This window comes from Dorea sp. YH-dor226 (assembly GCF_039832105.1).
Taxonomy (GTDB): Bacteria; Bacillota; Clostridia; order Lachnospirales; family Lachnospiraceae; genus Dorea_A.
Map to the genome: position 1 here is coordinate 111,655 of NZ_JBDOHS010000002.1, position 16,964 is coordinate 128,618.

Below are 16,964 nucleotides of genomic sequence, written 5' to 3' on the forward strand. Positions count from 1 at the left end.
TTATCTTCCTCCACTTCTTAGATTTGCTCTCTGCTGAGCATTTACAATCACTTCATCCAGCATCGTACCTCCAAGGTACACAGGAATTACAATGTCACCACTGCCACCATTAACAGAAGAAACCGCATCCTTAATCGCCGATACAAAACTACTCATATCTGCACTTGCCACAGAACCACCGCCTGCCATAGCCATCTGACCTGCATTCACCTGAGGATTTACCACCATATCTGCCGCCAGACCGCTCACTGCATCCTTTACCATTCCCTTGCTCTTCTCAATTCCCTTCGCCAGTCCGGACACAAAGTCTGGCATCCAGCTCTCATACTCTGTCAGAGGTCCTTCATCTGGTACAGAGAAATGCAGGAAGGATTTAATGGTGTCAGCCACGCTGCAAACTGCATCCTTCACCTTACTGATGCAGGACTTGATACCATTCACAATTCCATTAATGATATCCGCTCCCCAGCTGAACGCAGAGGAAGCAAGATTCTTAATGAAATTCATCGCATTTGTAAAGCCATCCTTAATGGTATTGTAGATTCCGGAAATAGTATTCTTAATGCCATTCCACATGGAACTGAAAGCAGTAGACACCGCCGTCTTAATGGCATTCACAACGGTAGTTACTGTATTCTTGATACCATTCCAAACCGTCGTAATGGTATTCTTAATGCCATTTACTACCGTAGTAACCACATTTTTGATCGCATTCCATACGGTAGAGAACACCGTCTTGATGGCATTCAATACAGTCGTAATCACTGTCTTGATGGTGTTCCAGGCTGTTGCCAGGAACGCACTGATTGCCGTAACCACTGTAGTCACCACCGTCTTTATACCATTCCATATCGTACTGAAAAATGTGGAAATCGCTGTCCAAACCGTAGTTGCAACCGTCTGGATCGTATTCCAGGCAGTGCTCAGGAAAGAGGAAATCGCATTCACAACAGTAGTAAACGTATTCTTGATTCCTTCCCATAGCCCGGTAAAGAATCCAGCAATCGCATTCCATACCGTTTCAGCCGTAGCCCTGATTGCTTCCCATGCTACAGAAAAGAACTCTTTTAAGCTCTCCCACACTGCAACTGCAATCTCTTTGATATCCTCCCAGAGATCAATCCAGAACTGTCTGAACTCCTCATTGGTATTCCAAAGATAAATGAAGGCTGCAACCAGAGCCGCAATCGCTGCTATGATCAGCACAATCGGATTAGCAAGCATCGTAGCATTCAGTGCTGCAAAGGCTCCCTGGACTGTCTTAATGACACCTGCCACCTTGGGCACAATCGTCATTATCGTACCTACAGCAGATATCACTTTACCTATTATAATCAGTACCGGACCCAGAGCCGCCGCCACAAGAGCAATCGTCACAATGGTCTGTTTCATACCTTCCGGCATACTGTTCAATACATTGATAAATCCCTGCAGAAACGAAACAATGCTCTTCACCGCTGGTAACAGAATCTCACCAAAAGAAATGGCCAGCTCCTGCAACTGAGATTTCAGTATGGTAAGCTGACCTTCCAGGTTATTATTCATAGTGTCTGCCATACTCTGGGCAGCACCGTTACAGTTATCTATCGCTCCTGAGAGCTTTGCTATATCCCCTTCTCCTGCATTCATAAGTGCAAGGAATCCAGACATTGCATTCTTACCAACAAGTGATTCTGCAGCCGCAGCCTTCTCCGATTCAGATAATCCAGAAAAAGCAGTTCTACAGTCAGCCAGAATATCCGACAAATCCCTCATGGAACCATCTGCATTGGTGGTGGCAACTGTCACCTCACCAATATTCTCCCCACAAATCTTAACCTCTCCGGAAAGATTCGTCATAATGGTTCGAAGGGAAGTACCTGCCTGAGTGGACTTGATACCGGCATTTGCCATCAGACCAATAGCTTCTGCAGTATCTTCCACTGAGAACCCCAAAGCACCGGCAATCGGTGCACAGTACTTGAAGGTCTCACCCATCATAGACACATTCGTATTTGCATTGGAACTTGCCGCCGCTAACACATCTGCAAAGTGCCCGGAATCCTGAGCCGACAATCCAAAAGCAGTCAAAGCATCGGTTACGATATCAGAAGTCGTTGCAAGGTCTTCCCCAGATGCAGCCGCCAGATTCATGACACCTTCAATACCGGAAAGCATGTCCTCTGTCTTCCAGCCAGCCATTGCCATGTAGCTCATCGCCTCAGCCGCCTCCGATGCAGAGAATTTTGTCTTGCTTCCCATCTCTCTGGCTTTCTTCGAAAGAGCCTCAAGGTCACTTCCGGTTGCTCCCGATACCGCCGCCACCTTACTCATGGCAGCTTCAAAATCTGCCGCTGTCTTAACCGATGCCGTACCAAGAGCCGTTACCGTAGCAGTAACCGGCAGAAGCTTCTTTCCCGCCCCTTCAATGTTACTACCCACATCCTTTAACTTTTCACCAGTAGCGGAAATCTTCTGCAAGGCAGTTGCAGACTGGTTCGCCTGCTCTTCCAGTCTCTTTAACTCATTCTCCGTTTCAATAATCTCTCTTTGCAGAGCATCATACTGATCCTTGGAAATCGTACCGTCATTCAAAGCTTTCTCTGCCTGTTCCGCAGCCGTCTTTAAGGTCTCCAGTTTTTCCTTAGTTTCCTTAACCGCATCCCCAAGCAGTTTATGCTTCTGCGCCAGAAGCTCTGTATTACCAGGATCCAGCTTAAGAAGCTTCTCAACATCCTTAAGCTGAGCCTGGGTATTTCTTATCTCAGTATTAACACCCTTTAATGCTGTCTGAAGTTTCGTGGTATCGCCGCCGATTTCGATGATAATACCTTTAATTCTCGATGCAGCCATACCGAACCTCCCTTCTAAAAACGGTCAAAATCAGACTGCGTTGCAAGCACACTGTAATGCTTGTCAGCATCCTGATCGTTCCCGCTCTCCACATACATGTCATTCACCATTCCTATTGTCAGCAAATCCAAATCCCTGATAGAGATTCCAAGCTGAACGCATCGAAGCAGAAACAATGGCGTTGTCATCTGACGGTCTGTTGCACGAAGTTTTTTTTAGCCTCTGCATCCGTTCTCACATTCAATCCCCAAAGCTCGATGATCTTTGGAAGCACCTGATAAATACTGAATGTATTGAAAGCATCCAGCCACTCCTCCGGTGTATCAGGAATGCCTGGGTCTGCATGCTTTGCCATTACATAGGCAATGTTTTCAAACATCTCCAGAGAGAACAAATCCAGGTTGCTCACCTCTTCGCTGTTGCTGTCAATTGCTTTCTCCAAAGAAGCCAGATCCTTATAGATATCCCTCTGGAACTTCATTCTGTATATTCTCGGAATCGCAGCACTTGCTCTGAAAGGCACCTGTTTTCCGTCAATTTCGATATTCTTAACCATGCTCATAGCATTTCCTCCAATCTGATTAAAATGCCCTGAGACTTACAAATCCCAGGGCACCATAACCTATTACTCTTCACTTGTATTCACACCGGTAATGGTCGGCATGTAAACCGCCTTGTACCAATCGGCATAAACCGTACTGTCTGTCTCATTACCGGTCTTGGCTTTTACCACACCACTTGCAAGCGGTGTCGCCTTGATGGTAAGCGTTTCCGTCTGAACCTCTCTGCTCTCTTCGTTTGTCTTACCCTCGATACCAGGTCTGGAAGCAGAACAGTTATAAAGTACATGACGGATGTGCTTCACATCGCCATCAAACTCGAAAAGAAGTGCAAATCTGTTCAACTCAGAATTCGCATCCTCAATCAGAACCTTGTTGTCATCCAGAGTCTCATTCAGAGCAGATACTCTGAAATCCTCCGGAATCATCGCAAGCTCCAGATCACCGTCATAACCCATGTTGTTATTGATTACGTAGTATGCGGTACCATCCGCATAGAAATTCTCCGGTTCTCCATTGGCATCCAGAGAAATCGAAACTGCACCAGGCAATGCCACAGGCTTATCGAAGGAAACCACACCCTCTTCATCCACCTTAAGCATCGCATAGTGAGCATTCTTAAGATTGTATTTGACCTTATTCTTAGCCATAATCAAAATCCTCCTTAATCTGTAGCAGGAACCTCGAATGAATAAAGTACCTCATAAAGCTTCTCACTCTGGATCCAAACTTCACTCTTGTTATAAAAAATACCGGAATCATCCAGTACCATTTCCACTTTTCGCTCCACAGCCAAATCCTTACTGTCTGTGTAAAGCTCAATCCTCACCTGATTTATCTTAAAATACACCTTTCCATCTGCAGCAAAGTTATTACTGCCCGGCAGGAGATAACAGATAAACGGTGGATCAGGACTCTCTCCCTCTGCGAAATGGTCATAAGCAAAGGGAATGCCCATCTTCTGCAGCATCGCCACAAGTTCTTCCATTGTCATTTGAGTGCCGCCTCCACTTCTCTTTCCAGCATTTCTGCCGCTCTCTGCTCCGCAGGCTCAATATGAGGAAATGCCCTTGTCCTACCGCCCTGCCTCAGTGCATGCCCAAATTCCAACAGATGCGCCAGCTGATACTGCGTCTTGGAATGCACCGTAACCGTCATGGCAGTTGAAGTCTCCAAGGTTGTTTTCACATTCCAGCTTTTTCCATACTTTCCTGTTCTCTTTGGAGCATTCTCGGCAATATCCTTCTTCGCTACATTCCCGGATTTCCTCACAGCCTTTTTCATATCCTCTGTTGCAAGGTCAGCATACTCCTGAAGCCCGTCCATGATTTCCTTTGCAAGCTCATCTACCTTAATCTTGCTTTGCCTCATGTTACCGCCTCACTTTCCTGCAGCTGAATTTCAGACTCCTCTTCTTGAAATTCATATGATCCACGTTCGTGATATCATAGATCTCATCCCTGAAAATAATCCTGTGAGTTGTGGAACCTATCTCGGATGCCTTCCTGCAATAACGAACCGTCACTGTCATTCCCACATCTTCCACAATACTTCCTGCCGCTTCCTTTTCCTTTGAACTTGCCATACCCTCGCCACCAATCGTAGCGTGACAGGTATAGAAATCTTCCCAGACATTCTTATGATTGCCGACGGCATCCGCCACCACCACATTTTTCTGAAAGGTCACTTTTTCATTCATCAAAGATATTTTCAAAGCAATCCCTCCCATCAAAATCCAGGCTCTCTGATTCCAAAAAGCAAAGCTCTAAGTCCAACAGTAAGTGCTCTGTGGTCTGCATCCTCGCGATGCTCATACAGATAAGCCACCGCATACATGACCGCAATCTTACTCACAGGCTGTTTTTCAAAATCTTCCAGGTCTGTAAACCTCGCCACATCCATACATATCTGCTGGCTCTGTACAATGATGCTCTCAAGCAGTGCATCATCGTCATCAAAGTCCACCCGCAGATAATTCTTCATTTCTTCCAATGTAACTACTGCCATCAAACATCACCTCACATAAACCATTGCCTTTCTCACATTCTCCGCAAAGAGTAAGCTTTCATGGGCATCCGAAGATTTCCAGGGGCTCAGTTATTTACATTTCCTTAGGATGCAGAACCACTCTTCTGCTGAAGAACCTTGATTGCTTCAGGAAGGATAAGCTTGCCATCCACTCTCTGGATTCCCATGAAACCGACCTGACCGGTAGCTGCAAAAAGCTCGGAAAGCTTCTTAAAAGTTCTGCCCTGACGGTCTGCAATCCAGTAATACTTGAAATCACCGAAGGCGATCGTCTTTGCACCGGCTGCCGCAGTAGGCATAAACGCAGAAGTCTTCACAGGTCTGCCAAGGATCGTGTCCGGAGTACCTGCAACCAGGGAAGGCTGCCATAAATACTGGCCGGTAGAATCCTTAAGCTTGCGGATCTGCTTCACAGTCGCATCGTTCAGTAACCAGACCGCATTCTTACGGTAAGGAGCCTTTAAGCTGTAGAAAAGGTCAATTACCTCATCAGCAGTAATGGCAGTTGCAGAAGCGGCAGTCACACCAACCTCAGCACCACCGGCAGCTGCAAGAATACCAAGAGGCTTGCCTTTACCATCGCCATTGAAGAAGGACTCTTCCTCTCTTGCACCGATACGTCTTGCAAACTCCCTGGAGATATATGCTTCAAGGTCAAAGACACTGTCAGCAAGGAGTTCCTCAGAAACCTTGATCATGGTACCAAGCTTGTATGCACCGATAGATACCTGGCTGAATGCATCATCAGATTCCTGATAAGCACCCTCTTCATCCACCCAGTTCGCAGACCCCTTGGATGCCACAACCGGAATCTTGCGGTCACCGCTGGAAGTACGAATCACATGGGCAAGCGTACGGAATACATTCTCTTCCTCAAGTGCTTCCACCAGAGTTCTCTCAAACTCATCAGGAACAAGATAACCGCCTTCAGAATCAGTCCCCTCCTGAAGTGCATTCAGCACAGAAGGCATCGGAGCCTTTACTCTCATGGCATTCCAGAAGGAACACTTATACTCATCAGAAGCACGACCGGTCTTTTCCTTCTCATCCTTCCCCATCCTGGCACCGGGCTTACCGGTAAGAGGAGTGCTTGTAGCCTTGGAAAGCTCTGCATCAATGGCAGCCTGTCTCTCCAGACGCTCAATCTCTTTCCCAAGATTCATCACGTCCTGTTCCATCTTGTCGTAGGTTGCAGTGTCTTCCTCGGAGAGCATACCGTCTGCACCTCTCTTGGCATCAAGAAACTGCTTTGTAGCGTCCCATGCCTTTGCTCTTTTCTCTCTCAGTTCTAAAAGCTTACTCATCGTCTTTTCCTCCATTTGGATAAAATGAAACGGCTGCATCTCTGCAACCGCCTGTGTCAATTTGTTTCCTGCTATTATCAGTGCGATAACAGCGATAATCTTTTCTCCAGCTGATCCACCGGAGTTCTCTTTTCTGCTGGTTTCTTAGGTGGAATCAGTTTGGAAAGCATGGAATTGGTTACTGCCTGTCTGGAAAACATCACAGGAGCACTCATCTCATCGCTTACCACCATTCCTTCACCAGCCCCTTCTGTTTCACCACCCTGTCCGTCAGAGAACAGGATTTTATCTGCAAAGCCCAGTTCCACTGCTTTTTTCGCATTGAACCAGCTCTCTGCATCCATCAGCTTTGAAATCTTATCCCTGGCAAGCCCGGTCTTGATCTCATAAGCATTCATAATGGATTCCTTCACTTCATCCAGCATCTTCACCGCTTTCTTCATTTCCTCCGAGTCTCCGATTGCGATGGTCGCCGGATTGTGAATCATCATCATAGCAACAGGACTCATTTCCACCGTAGTTCCGGCCATCGCAATAACCGAAGCAGCCGAAGCCGCAAGACCGTCAATCTTGACTGTCACATCGTAGGGATAATCCATCAGCATGTTGTAAATCTGAGCTGCAGCAAACACATCCCCACCGGGACTGTTGATCCAGACCGTAATAGGACCCTTTCCTGCACCAAGCTCATCCTTGAAAAGCTTTGGAGTAACCTCATCGCCATACCAGGTCTCATCTGAGATTTCTCCATTCAAAAAGAGCGTCCTCGTTTCGAGTTCGCCCTCATCCTGGTTCTTTATCCAGTTCCAAAATTTCCTCTTCATTAACTGTATCCTCTCTTTCTCTGATCAGGTGGCTTATCCCTGCTCTGCCCGGTATCTTCCGGCTCCGAAGCAGTAGATTCAGATGCACCTGAAGCAAATATTCCTGCATCCGCAAGCTTTGTCATATTTCCATTGATGAGGTACAAATCGCCACCGGCCTCTTCCGGAATGCGGTCAAGATTTTCCAGCTCCCGGATATCATTTGCAGACATCCAGCCATTCTGCCTTGCTGTTGCATAACCATTCATTCGGCTCTGGTAATCGCCTCTGAGCAAGCCGTCCACATTGAACTTAAAGAAGTAAGTCTTCTTCTCTTCCGGTGTAAGAAGGGCTCTGACCATTGCCTGCTCCCATCTTGCCACCCAGGGATCCAAAGTGTACTTCACAAACTCCAGTGACTGCTGCTCAATATTAGAAAAGCTCGACTTCTCCAGGTCACCAACCATATGCGGCGGCACCCTAAAGATTCGAGCTATCTCATCAATCTGAAATTTTCTGGTTTCCAAAAACTGTGCTTCATTCGGACTAATAGAAATCGGCGTGTACTTCATTCCCTCTTCCAGAACCGCAACCTTATTGGCATTGGCAGAACCACCAAAGGTTGACTGCCAGCTCTCACGCACCCTGGAAGGATCCTTAATGGTTCCCGGATGCTCCAACACACCCGAAGGAGCTGCACCATTTGCAAAGAACTTCGCTCCATACTCCTCACAGGCAATCGCCATACCAATGGCATTCTTCGCCATCGCTATCGGGCTGTACCCCACAAGACCATCAAATCCCAGTCCCGGAATATGAAGTACATCGTGTGGCTGCAGCCTCACCGTAGACCCCTTCAAAGTATGAGCATCATCCGTACTCATGTTATACTCGTAATAAAGCTGTCCATCCCCATCCCGATTTACCGTCATCCTGTCCGGCATCAGCGGATAAAGTGCAATAATCTCGCCCCTCGCATTCCGGATAATCTGACTGTACGCATTCCCCCAAAGAAGCAAATGCGTCATCAAGGTCTCACGGAATACAAAGCTTGTCATTTCCGAATTCGGTTCATCATGGAGCAAAAAATAAAGCGGATGATCCACCGCCTTCTCTTTCCCGCCATCCTTGGTATATCTGTAAAACTGTAATGGAAGTCCAGCCACCGCCTCCGACAGTATCCTCACACAGGAGTACACCGCCGTCATCTGCATCGCTGTTCTTTCATTTACTCTCTTTCCGGAAGTAGAACCACCCATAAAGAACGAATATGCACTACCTGAAGTCCTGTCTGTGGGAGCATCCCTTCCACGAAATATGCTGCTGAAAAATCCCATAAAGCCTCCTTATCTAAAACACCAACAATCCTCTCTCATCGTAAACGCTTCCCTGTGGCTCACCCTGATTTCTCAGGCATCTGTCCAGAGCCATAATGGAAGCCACAATTCCATCAATCTTCTCTTTTGACTTCGCTTTGGTAACCTTGATATTCTCCGCAGCATCGGTCTCAATCACCACATTACCAGCCATCCAGCGAAGCACCGGATGTCCAGCATGAATGATCTGACCTTCCATCAGAAGTCTGTAGAATTCCTTGGTCGGCGTACTCATACTCGCAAAGCCCTGTCCAAAGGGCACCATCGTAAATCCGGCATCTTCCAGATTCTGAATCATATGTGTGGCGTTCCATCTGTCCACTGCAATTTCCAGAATGTGATATTTCTCACCCAGATCGCAGATGAACTTCTCAATGAAATCATAGTGAATCACATTCCCTTCTGTCGCCAACAGATACCCCTGTTTCTCCCACACATCATAAGGAACTGAATTCGCCTTCACCCTCTGAGGAATGGTTTCTTCCGGCACCCAGAAGTACGGCACCAGAATATATTTCTCATCCGAATTTCTCGGGGGAAATATAAGTACCAGAGCAGTAATATCTCCAGTACTTGAAAGGTCAAGACCAGCATAGCAATCTCTTCCCTCCAATAATCTCATATCAATAGGTTCATTGCCTTTCATAAAGATTGCATCCGGAATCCAGGATGTTGTACTGGATACCCACATATTCATTCGAAGCCATTTGAATGTAATCTCATCAGCCGGATTCTGCTTTGCTTCTCTGTAAGCATCCCTAAGCCTTTCAATATCAACGGTGTATCCAAGAGAAGGATTAACCTTGTACCAGTTTGCTTCATCCTCCCAGTCCTCATCATCCTTCAGTCCATAGACCACCGGATAAAATGTCGGATCCACACGTCTGCCCTCCAGAATATCAATCGCCTTGGTGTGTAACTCAAAGGCAATCGAATGTCTGTCATTACCGGCAGTAGTGATAATGAAGTGAAGCGGATTCTGACGAGCATCAGAACTATACTTGGTTAATACGTCGTATAGCTGGCGATTCGGCTGTGTATGAATTTCATCGAACACAAGTCCCGAAATCGAAAAACCATGCTTACTTCCAACTTCCGCTGACAGTACCTGATAGAAGCCTGCATTACCATAATTGACAATTCGCTTAGTGGCTGACATCAGCTTGCTTCTCTTCATCAGAGCAGGTGACATTTCAACCATCTGACGTGCAACATCAAAAACAATAGATGCCTGCTGCCGGTCTGCCGCTGCACCATACACTTCTGCACTCGGCTCATTATCCGCATACAATAAATAAAGAGCGATAGCTGCTGCCAGTTCGCTCTTACCTACCTTCTTACAAATCTCAACGAAGGCTGTTCTAAATTGTCTGTTCCCATCAGGCTTTACAATTCCAAAGATATCTCTTATTAACTGCTCCTGCCACGGTAACAGCCAGAATCTCTTGCCAGCCCACTTGCCTTTGGTGTGGCAAAGATTTTCGATAAAGGTTACCGCTCTGTCTGCTTTCTTCTTATCATAATGAGAAGTCGGAAGCATAAACCTTGTCGGCTGATAATTCTTCAGCTTTGGATAATCCTTAGGCCTTGTTTCCTTTGCCATTAAGAATCACCCCCAAGTAATGCCTCCATCTCATCAACCTCATCCTTATTCACACCGGAAGCTGCCATGATTCTGGATCTGGCAGATGGTGTCAGTCCAAACTCAGAAGCAGCAGACAGCATCAGTCTCTGTTCTGTGTTACAGATAGCCACATATGGATTAGGTCTTTGCATACCATTTTCAGTTTCATAGGTTGCACCTTCAGCGTTGATATGCTCCTGTGCTTCCTTCCACCTTGCGTAAGACTGACAGTAAGCGGCAAAGGCAGTTCTATCCACCTCTGTCAAAACTCCCATTTCTGACAATATCTTTGCAAGACGCTTCCACTCAGTTTGGGCTTCTGGCATCAGCCATGCCGGGCATGTGGGCATTCCCTTAACCGGCATCGGTTCTTTGTCATTCAGTTTTCTTTTTCCCGGATTACCTTCCAGCTTTTTTACTGCTGTAGGCTTTGGTTTTCTACCTGCCATCGGGTATCCCTCCTTCCCCTATTTTTCACTTTTCATTTTGCGACTGCACACGCAAGACCCACCCGCCGTTCTATAGGAGATAGGTCTGCAGAGATTTTGATACCCCCTACCGGTCATGCCAGCGATCCCCACGCTTCGCATGTATCTGTGAATGACACGACTTGCACAACGCAATCAGATTGCTCCGATCATGTGTGCCACCTTCACTCAAAGGAAGCTTGTGATGGATTTCCTCCACTGGAACCAGAACTCCATGCTCGTAACACTTCTCACAGAACGGATGCTCTGCAGCATACTTGTCACGGATTCTTTTCCATGCACGTCCATAACGGCGTTTGGTATTCTTATCTCTGCTGAACTTTTCATAGTCGCTGTTTGTTTTTCTTGCATGCTCTTCACAGTACCGCCCAGTCACTAATGCAGGACAGCCTGGATAAGCACACGGTTTCTTTGGTTTGCTTGGCACTGTTACACCTCCATACCACTCGAAAACAAGTTTTCTCGTTGCCGCGGTGCTCCTCAAATGTTCGTGCAAGCACGGCATTTTCATCGCTACTCGCGAAAATAAAGCCCTAAAGAATTTCTTCCTCAAGGCTGTGCTTTGTCATACACTTTTGACAATATCATAATACTATATATACTTCTGCCACGTTGGGACAAAGTGTGCCAACTTATTCAGGTACTACAAAATTGCTGAGTGCTGATGCATGAATACGGTGAACCGTTCTGTATGATACATTTAATTCACAGGCAATATCTTCCCAGCTTTCATTTTTCAGGTAACGATACTTAAGAAGAAGTCTTTCCTCTGCAACTTCCATGCTCTCAATAGCTGCATTGATCTCTGCACGAAGATCCACAAGTCTGTTTATCTTGGCATCAATCTTCTGCTCATATTCCCATATCTTTTCAATGGTCTTGATAAAAGGTGCTTCCAGATTGCGGTTTGGATTGCTTCCAATTCTCTCGCTATAGCTGCAGCCCTGGATAGTACCCCTCATATCACGAAGCTGTTCCAGTTCCTTTACTTCCACCTGTATCTGCTTATCCAAAAGATATGCCTGCTTCAAATATTCTTTAGCTGTCATAAGCCACCTCCGAAAATAATTTGTTTCACTCGGATTGACGTATGTTTACTCTGATTGTCATAAATTGTATTCTGCACGAAGCTTCTGTATCAGGAATTCTCCCTCAACAGAAGTCAGCACGGAATACCACTGAGATCTGAAAAATCTCTCCAGAGAATCAACCTCTGCTTTTGCCGATTTGCTGTTCAGATTTCTGGAATACTTCTTAAGAGCTTTTCTGTAATCTTCAACAGCAGATAGAACAATCGCATTGGCCAGATTCTCATATGGATCTCCATTATTTGTTTTTGCCATCCATCACCACCTCTGCTTTCACGGCATCGATAAGTGCCGACTGTGTATGGTCTTTTGTTTCCAAAGCATTCATAATCTGATCATCAATGGTCTTTGCTGTCATAATATGAATTACAGACACTGTATTCTTCTGCCCCTGCCTCCAGAGTCTTGCTACTGTCTGCTGATATAATTCAAGGCTCCAAGTAAGACCAAACCAGACAAGGATATTTCCACCACTTTGAAGATTAAGACCATGCCCCGCTGATGCTGGATGGATAAGTCCCACCGATACTTCTCCTGCATTCCATCTTCGTATATTGGCATCCTTATCCAGTCTGCAGTAATCAATACCGATTTCTTCAAGTCTTGAAACAATCCTGTCCAGATCATGCTGATACCAGTAAGCTACCAGCACTGGATTTCCACAGGCTGACTCAATAATATCTTCCAGTGCATCCAGCTTTCTGCTATGGATTTCCTCTATGCTTCCATCATCCATATACACAGCACCATTTGCCATCTGAACCAGTTTTCCTGAAAGAGCCGCTGCATTTGCTGCAGTAACTTCTCCCTTTGGAAGCTTTAACAGTAAGTCCTGTTTCATCCTCACATATTTAAGCAGTTCCTTTTTATCCAGATGCACGGTATATCTGGAATTCACCAGTTCCGGCATTTTCAAGTGATCAGCTGACTTCATGGAAATTGTGATATCTGAAATCCTGTCATATATGGCTTTCTCTGCACCCGGCAGAAGCTTGTAACTGTAAACTATCGGACCATTTGCTTTATCCGGCTTAAAATATCTTTCCCTGTACTGACCGATAAACCTGCCAAGTCTTTCTCCCTTGTCCAGAAGTTTGTATTCCGCAAACAGATCCATAAGACCATTGCTTGACGGTGTACCGGTCAGACCTACGATGCGATGTACCTTTGGTCTTACCTTCATCAAAGCCTTGAATCTTTTTGACTGATGATTCTTGAAAGATGACAGTTCATCCACAACCACCATATCGTAATCAAAAGGAAGTCCGCTCTTTTCAATCAGCCACTGCACATTTTCCCTGTTGATCAGATAAATATCAGCATCCGCTTTCAATGCTTTTATTCTTTCAGCCTCAGTGCCAACTGCCACACTATATTTCAAATCTGAAATGTGATCCCATTTTTGGATTTCATCCGGCCATGATAATTTGGCAACTCTTATCGGTGCTATTACCAGAACCTTCCTCACATCGAAGCTGTCAAACATCAGATTGCTTATTGCAGTCAGTGTGATGGAAGTTTTTCCTAAACCACACCCAAGTAAGACTGCTGCCACCGGATGATTCTCGATATACTCTGTCGCAAAGGACTGATATTCATGTGGTTCGTATTTCATCGATAATCCCTCCAATCTGCTCCGGCTTATCAAGTACAAAAACCTTAAACCCAAGCGACCTTAGCATCTTATGTCTTGCCATCTGCAGTGGTCTTGGCTTTTTACCCGGAGCCTTAACCTCTATGAATGCCATCCTCCCATTTTTCATAAGGCAGATACGGTCTGGCATCCCATCGAATCCAGGCGATGTGAATTTCGGGCAGATACCACCTTCGGCTCTCACCGCCTGAACCAGCTTCTGTTCTACTGTTTTTTCTCTCATGTTCTTATTACCTCAAAAATCCCCTATATATAAAAAATGTGTATTATGGTATCTATAGGGCATCTTTTTTATACTTTCATATTTATAGAAAATATTGGGAACATAGGAACAAAAGTAGTAAAGTTGGCATCCGCCGCCCACATTTGGTCTGTTCCCAAAAATGTGCCTGACATCCTTTCATGGAACAAATGAGTGTTCCCGGAACAGTCCTATGTTCCAGATATTTTTTTAGTTACGCTCTTTGGGAACAAAGATGAACTGAGGACCGTAGTTCGCTACACGCTCTTTTCTATCAAGTCTCACCCATCCAAGCTTCACCAGAATGCCTGACAGTTCATTAGAATCTGCACGCTTTAGATTGGAACGCTCTTTGCCAAAGCATTCACACCAGATTTCCATATTGCAGACCTGTGTACGTCTGACCGTCCCCTTCTTGCCAATATCAGCCTCACCGGTACCATCAAGGAAATTCCTTCTCTCAAAGGTATCCATATCATCCCAGTTATCAGGCAGAAGTGCTTCCAGGTACTCACGTACAAGACCTTCACGTTCATCAGACTCCATAGCTTCCCTCTGTTCAGCCTTTGCAAGTGCCTCAACCTCAGGATCCAGATAAAGCTTTTCCCCGGCTTTCACATAATGCATAACCTCTGCCCAGATCTGCAGAACATCTTCCTGTGTTACATCCCACGAACGCTTGCTGCCGCCGCCAGGAGTCTTAACCGGCCAGAAACGTCTGTTGCCTGTGGTATCTCTTAAATATCCGCTCTCAGCATTTGTGGTACCGAAGAATACACACTGTCTTGGATGCGGTGTGGTGCGTTTTCCAAAAGACGCACGGTAAATGTCATTCTGTCTGGATAAGAAGGAACGAAGTGTTTCCACCTCAGCCTTACGAAGTCCTGCTAACTCACCGATTTCAAGAATCCAGTAACCCTGAAGCTTTTCTGCTGCTGTTTTATCCTTGGTATCATTTAAGGAAAGTGAATCTGAAAACCACTCACCGCCAAGCTTGGCAATCAGTGTACTCTTACCAATTCCCTGACTTCCATTAAGGACAAGCATGGTATCAAACTTACAGCCTGGATTTAACACACGACATGCCGCAGCACATAAAGTCTTTCTTGTGACCGCACGGACATATTTATTGTCAGCTGCTCCCAGATAATCAATCAGAAGCGTATCCACTCTCTCAACCTTGTCCCACTCAGGAAGTGCCTGCAAAAACTCACGGATCGGATGATAAGAGCGGTCATCTGTGACCTTTGCAACCGCAATATCATAATTCCTCTGTGAGAAGGTGCCGTAATTCTCATCTACATAACTGATCAGCTGGGCATCATCTGCATCTCTCCAGAACTTTGACGGATGTTTCCATGGAACATCACCTTTTATCTCCATACCATCAAGGTGCTGGTTAAACACAATATCCATGAGATTCGGATCGTTCTCCAATATAAGAGTCAGATTACGAAGTGTATTTCTAAGCTGTAATGACTTATCTTCATACTCCAGTTTCTTCTTCCATGCATCCGGATCCTCTTCATCAAAATCTTCAGCTGCACTTTCCTGTTTTTCTTTGAAGATAAGAAGCTTTACCTCTTCATCTGAACTTGCAAATTTAGCCATTGCCTTGAATGACTTTTTCGGATCATCATCAGGAAACTTATGGACTCTCACCACATCAAAAGCATTCAGAAGCTGACCACATGCAGGGTCTGTCGCATGAAAACTGTAGGAAAACTTGTCATCAATAATGGTTACACCAGCACTACTGTCTGCAGGAATATAATCATATCTGCCTTCCATTGCAGATGGCTCATACACATCTCCAAGAAATTTATCAATCGCATCCCTGATAGAATAGGTACGGCAAAATGCTCCAACCACCCCGTCCTTAGTTAAAGGATCCGCCTGCTGCGATGCAGTTTTCTTTACAGCTTCCGATTCTCTTGAAGATACAGGCCAGGTAGAAACATCACGCCAGTCATCGTAAAGTCCAAGATAATAATCCGGATCTACAATATCCCCGTCCATAACACGGTAAATGTATTCCCCATTTGAAGAAGTCGAGGGCCAGTACATCAGTCGGTGCGGCTGGTAGGTTGTATCATCAAACATATCCATGCCGATTTCCTGTGCCACCTTACGTGCAACTGCCGGGTATTCATCTTCTGATACATCTCTTTTCAGCGGCATGATCAGACGGAGTCTCGGTGCTTCCGGTGTGTGCTTGTGGGTAGAATAAATACACATCTTGTGGGAATTAAACATATCCAGTTCATCCAGAATATCTGCACTGCCATGATCCATATCAAGAGTGAGCATGGAACGGCAAAGCACTGTACCGTTTTTTCGTCTGCCTGCCTTTAAGTGTCCTGCAACAAAACCGCCCACATCCTTAATGGAATCCTGCTGAGGCTTTGACATTTTTCTGTACTCATCCACTGTTTCCGTAGTAGTCTGCGTAGTACTTACCCTTTTACAGAAATCCTCCCAAGATATCTCATTGTTTTTCCACTTTTTCTCCATTCTGGAATTACCATAAGCTATCTTCATGACCTACCTCCTTCAAATCCTCTGTAAAATAGCGAATCCTTTTATGCTGCTTCTTTGCTTTTTCAATCTCTGCAACCATACCTTCTGAAATAACATCTCCGAATACCCAGACCTGCTCGCATTTGCTTAAAAGCACGATCCCCATTTTCAGACCAAGCCATCTTTCCGTAGCTTCATCCATAAACTGTGGAAATAATAAATGCGGTGCCATTGGAATACAGTTCTTCTCCACTGCAAATCTTGAAAATGCCCTGGCTCTGTAAGTATTCTTTTGGGTATCTCCTGCATACGGTGAGCATATATAGACCAAAGGGCGGTAAGCGGCAGCCGCTCTGGTTGCACGCTCCTCCGCCTCCACCTTGGTCAGTGCTTCATATACAACAGGATCGTAATAACCTTCGTTGTTGAATTTACTGACCGACATA

Annotated in this window: 20 protein-coding genes; all 20 read right to left on the bottom strand. The window is 45.6% G+C overall.

Going from position 1 to position 16,964, the window contains the following annotated elements; all coding sequences use genetic code 11:
• Window positions 1-2,832, bottom strand: a complete 2,832-nt coding sequence (locus ABE547_RS02345; RefSeq protein ID WP_347377258.1) for a phage tail tape measure protein — start codon at window positions 2,830-2,832, stop codon at window positions 1-3.
• A gap of 14 nt (window positions 2,833-2,846) precedes the next feature.
• Window positions 2,847-3,020 carry a hypothetical protein gene (locus ABE547_RS02350; RefSeq protein WP_347377259.1) on the bottom strand — a complete coding sequence of 58 codons (174 nt, stop codon included), beginning with the start codon at window positions 3,018-3,020 and terminating at the stop codon, window positions 2,847-2,849.
• Window positions 3,017-3,394, bottom strand: a complete 378-nt coding sequence (locus ABE547_RS02355) for a hypothetical protein (RefSeq protein WP_347377260.1) — start codon at window positions 3,392-3,394, stop codon at window positions 3,017-3,019. The genes ABE547_RS02350 and ABE547_RS02355 overlap by 4 nt, the downstream gene beginning before the upstream one ends.
• A gap of 63 nt (window positions 3,395-3,457) precedes the next feature.
• Window positions 3,458-4,042, bottom strand: coding sequence for a major tail protein (locus tag ABE547_RS02360; RefSeq protein ID WP_347377261.1), 585 nt, complete (start codon window positions 4,040-4,042; stop codon window positions 3,458-3,460).
• Window positions 4,043-4,056: 14 nt separating this feature from the next.
• Complete coding sequence (locus ABE547_RS02365; protein WP_347377435.1) at window positions 4,057-4,380, bottom strand: hypothetical protein; 324 nt, start codon at window positions 4,378-4,380, stop codon at window positions 4,057-4,059.
• Between the two features lie 2 nt (window positions 4,381-4,382).
• Entirely contained in the window at window positions 4,383-4,763 is a 381-nt protein-coding gene (locus ABE547_RS02370; protein WP_347377262.1) for an HK97 gp10 family phage protein, read from the bottom strand.
• A gap of 1 nt (window position 4,764) precedes the next feature.
• A complete protein-coding gene (locus ABE547_RS02375) occupies window positions 4,765-5,106 on the bottom strand; it encodes a phage head closure protein (RefSeq protein ID WP_347377263.1) in 342 nt (113 codons plus the stop codon).
• A 14-nt stretch (window positions 5,107-5,120) separates the two neighbouring features.
• Entirely contained in the window at window positions 5,121-5,399 is a 279-nt protein-coding gene (locus tag ABE547_RS02380) for a head-tail connector protein (RefSeq protein ID WP_347377264.1), read from the bottom strand.
• Between the two features lie 104 nt (window positions 5,400-5,503).
• Window positions 5,504-6,724, bottom strand: a complete 1,221-nt coding sequence (locus ABE547_RS02385; RefSeq protein WP_347377265.1) for a phage major capsid protein — start codon at window positions 6,722-6,724, stop codon at window positions 5,504-5,506.
• Between the two features lie 77 nt (window positions 6,725-6,801).
• Window positions 6,802-7,548 carry a head maturation protease, ClpP-related gene (locus ABE547_RS02390; RefSeq protein ID WP_347377266.1) on the bottom strand — a complete coding sequence of 249 codons (747 nt, stop codon included), beginning with the start codon at window positions 7,546-7,548 and terminating at the stop codon, window positions 6,802-6,804.
• Window positions 7,548-8,864: a phage portal protein gene (locus ABE547_RS02395; protein ID WP_347377267.1), complete on the bottom strand. Its 1,317-nt coding sequence runs from the start codon at window positions 8,862-8,864 to the stop codon at window positions 7,548-7,550. The genes ABE547_RS02390 and ABE547_RS02395 overlap by 1 nt, the downstream gene beginning before the upstream one ends.
• Window positions 8,865-8,877: 13 nt before the next feature.
• The gene (locus ABE547_RS02400; protein ID WP_347377268.1) at window positions 8,878-10,506 is read right to left on the bottom strand and encodes a terminase TerL endonuclease subunit; all 1,629 of its coding nucleotides are present in this window, start codon (window positions 10,504-10,506) and stop codon (window positions 8,878-8,880) included.
• Window positions 10,506-10,976 carry a phage terminase small subunit P27 family gene (locus tag ABE547_RS02405; RefSeq protein WP_347377269.1) on the bottom strand — a complete coding sequence of 157 codons (471 nt, stop codon included), beginning with the start codon at window positions 10,974-10,976 and terminating at the stop codon, window positions 10,506-10,508. Before ABE547_RS02405 ends, ABE547_RS02400 begins: the two co-directional genes overlap by 1 nt.
• 106 nt (window positions 10,977-11,082) lie before the next feature.
• The gene (locus ABE547_RS02410) at window positions 11,083-11,442 is read right to left on the bottom strand and encodes an HNH endonuclease signature motif containing protein (RefSeq protein WP_347377270.1); all 360 of its coding nucleotides are present in this window, start codon (window positions 11,440-11,442) and stop codon (window positions 11,083-11,085) included.
• Window positions 11,443-11,647: 205 nt separating this feature from the next.
• Window positions 11,648-12,064: a hypothetical protein gene (locus ABE547_RS02415; protein WP_347377271.1), complete on the bottom strand. Its 417-nt coding sequence runs from the start codon at window positions 12,062-12,064 to the stop codon at window positions 11,648-11,650.
• Window positions 12,065-12,121: 57 nt separating this feature from the next.
• Complete coding sequence (locus ABE547_RS02420; protein WP_347377272.1) at window positions 12,122-12,358, bottom strand: hypothetical protein; 237 nt, start codon at window positions 12,356-12,358, stop codon at window positions 12,122-12,124.
• On the bottom strand, window positions 12,342-13,718 hold the full coding sequence (locus tag ABE547_RS02425; RefSeq protein WP_347377273.1) for a DEAD/DEAH box helicase: 1,377 nt from the start codon (window positions 13,716-13,718) through the stop codon (window positions 12,342-12,344). The genes ABE547_RS02420 and ABE547_RS02425 overlap by 17 nt, the downstream gene beginning before the upstream one ends.
• Window positions 13,699-13,980, bottom strand: a complete 282-nt coding sequence (locus ABE547_RS02430) for a VRR-NUC domain-containing protein (RefSeq protein ID WP_347377274.1) — start codon at window positions 13,978-13,980, stop codon at window positions 13,699-13,701. The genes ABE547_RS02425 and ABE547_RS02430 overlap by 20 nt, the downstream gene beginning before the upstream one ends.
• A 228-nt stretch (window positions 13,981-14,208) precedes the next feature.
• Window positions 14,209-16,539, bottom strand: a complete 2,331-nt coding sequence (locus ABE547_RS02435) for a virulence-associated E family protein (RefSeq protein ID WP_347377275.1) — start codon at window positions 16,537-16,539, stop codon at window positions 14,209-14,211.
• Complete coding sequence (locus ABE547_RS02440; protein ID WP_347377276.1) at window positions 16,520-16,963, bottom strand: DUF4406 domain-containing protein; 444 nt, start codon at window positions 16,961-16,963, stop codon at window positions 16,520-16,522. Before ABE547_RS02440 ends, ABE547_RS02435 begins: the two co-directional genes overlap by 20 nt.
• Between the last annotated feature and the right edge of the window lies 1 nt (window position 16,964).

Bases quoted from the DNA above. Each gene is read 5' to 3' on its own strand.
- ABE547_RS02345 (WP_347377258.1), bottom strand. From the start codon at position 2,832: ATGGCTGCATCGAGAATTAAAGGTATTATCATCGAAATCGGCGGCGAT.
- ABE547_RS02350 (WP_347377259.1), bottom strand. From the start codon at position 3,020: ATGACAACGCCATTGTTTCTGCTTCGATGCGTTCAGCTTGGAATCTCT.
- ABE547_RS02355 (WP_347377260.1), bottom strand. From the start codon at position 3,394: ATGAGCATGGTTAAGAATATCGAAATTGACGGAAAACAGGTGCCTTTC.
- ABE547_RS02360 (WP_347377261.1), bottom strand. From the start codon at position 4,042: ATGGCTAAGAATAAGGTCAAATACAATCTTAAGAATGCTCACTATGCG.
- ABE547_RS02365 (WP_347377435.1), bottom strand. From the start codon at position 4,380: ATGGAAGAACTTGTGGCGATGCTGCAGAAGATGGGCATTCCCTTTGCT.
- ABE547_RS02370 (WP_347377262.1), bottom strand. From the start codon at position 4,763: ATGAGGCAAAGCAAGATTAAGGTAGATGAGCTTGCAAAGGAAATCATG.
- ABE547_RS02380 (WP_347377264.1), bottom strand. From the start codon at position 5,399: ATGGCAGTAGTTACATTGGAAGAAATGAAGAATTATCTGCGGGTGGAC.
- ABE547_RS02385 (WP_347377265.1), bottom strand. From the start codon at position 6,724: ATGAGTAAGCTTTTAGAACTGAGAGAGAAAAGAGCAAAGGCATGGGAC.
- ABE547_RS02390 (WP_347377266.1), bottom strand. From the start codon at position 7,548: ATGAAGAGGAAATTTTGGAACTGGATAAAGAACCAGGATGAGGGCGAA.
- ABE547_RS02395 (WP_347377267.1), bottom strand. From the start codon at position 8,864: ATGGGATTTTTCAGCAGCATATTTCGTGGAAGGGATGCTCCCACAGAC.
- ABE547_RS02400 (WP_347377268.1), bottom strand. From the start codon at position 10,506: ATGGCAAAGGAAACAAGGCCTAAGGATTATCCAAAGCTGAAGAATTAT.
- ABE547_RS02405 (WP_347377269.1), bottom strand. From the start codon at position 10,976: ATGGCAGGTAGAAAACCAAAGCCTACAGCAGTAAAAAAGCTGGAAGGT.
- ABE547_RS02415 (WP_347377271.1), bottom strand. From the start codon at position 12,064: ATGACAGCTAAAGAATATTTGAAGCAGGCATATCTTTTGGATAAGCAG.
- ABE547_RS02420 (WP_347377272.1), bottom strand. From the start codon at position 12,358: ATGGCAAAAACAAATAATGGAGATCCATATGAGAATCTGGCCAATGCG.
- ABE547_RS02425 (WP_347377273.1), bottom strand. From the start codon at position 13,718: ATGAAATACGAACCACATGAATATCAGTCCTTTGCGACAGAGTATATC.
- ABE547_RS02430 (WP_347377274.1), bottom strand. From the start codon at position 13,980: ATGAGAGAAAAAACAGTAGAACAGAAGCTGGTTCAGGCGGTGAGAGCC.
- ABE547_RS02435 (WP_347377275.1), bottom strand. From the start codon at position 16,539: ATGAAGATAGCTTATGGTAATTCCAGAATGGAGAAAAAGTGGAAAAAC.
- ABE547_RS02440 (WP_347377276.1), bottom strand. From the start codon at position 16,963: ATGTCGGTCAGTAAATTCAACAACGAAGGTTATTACGATCCTGTTGTA.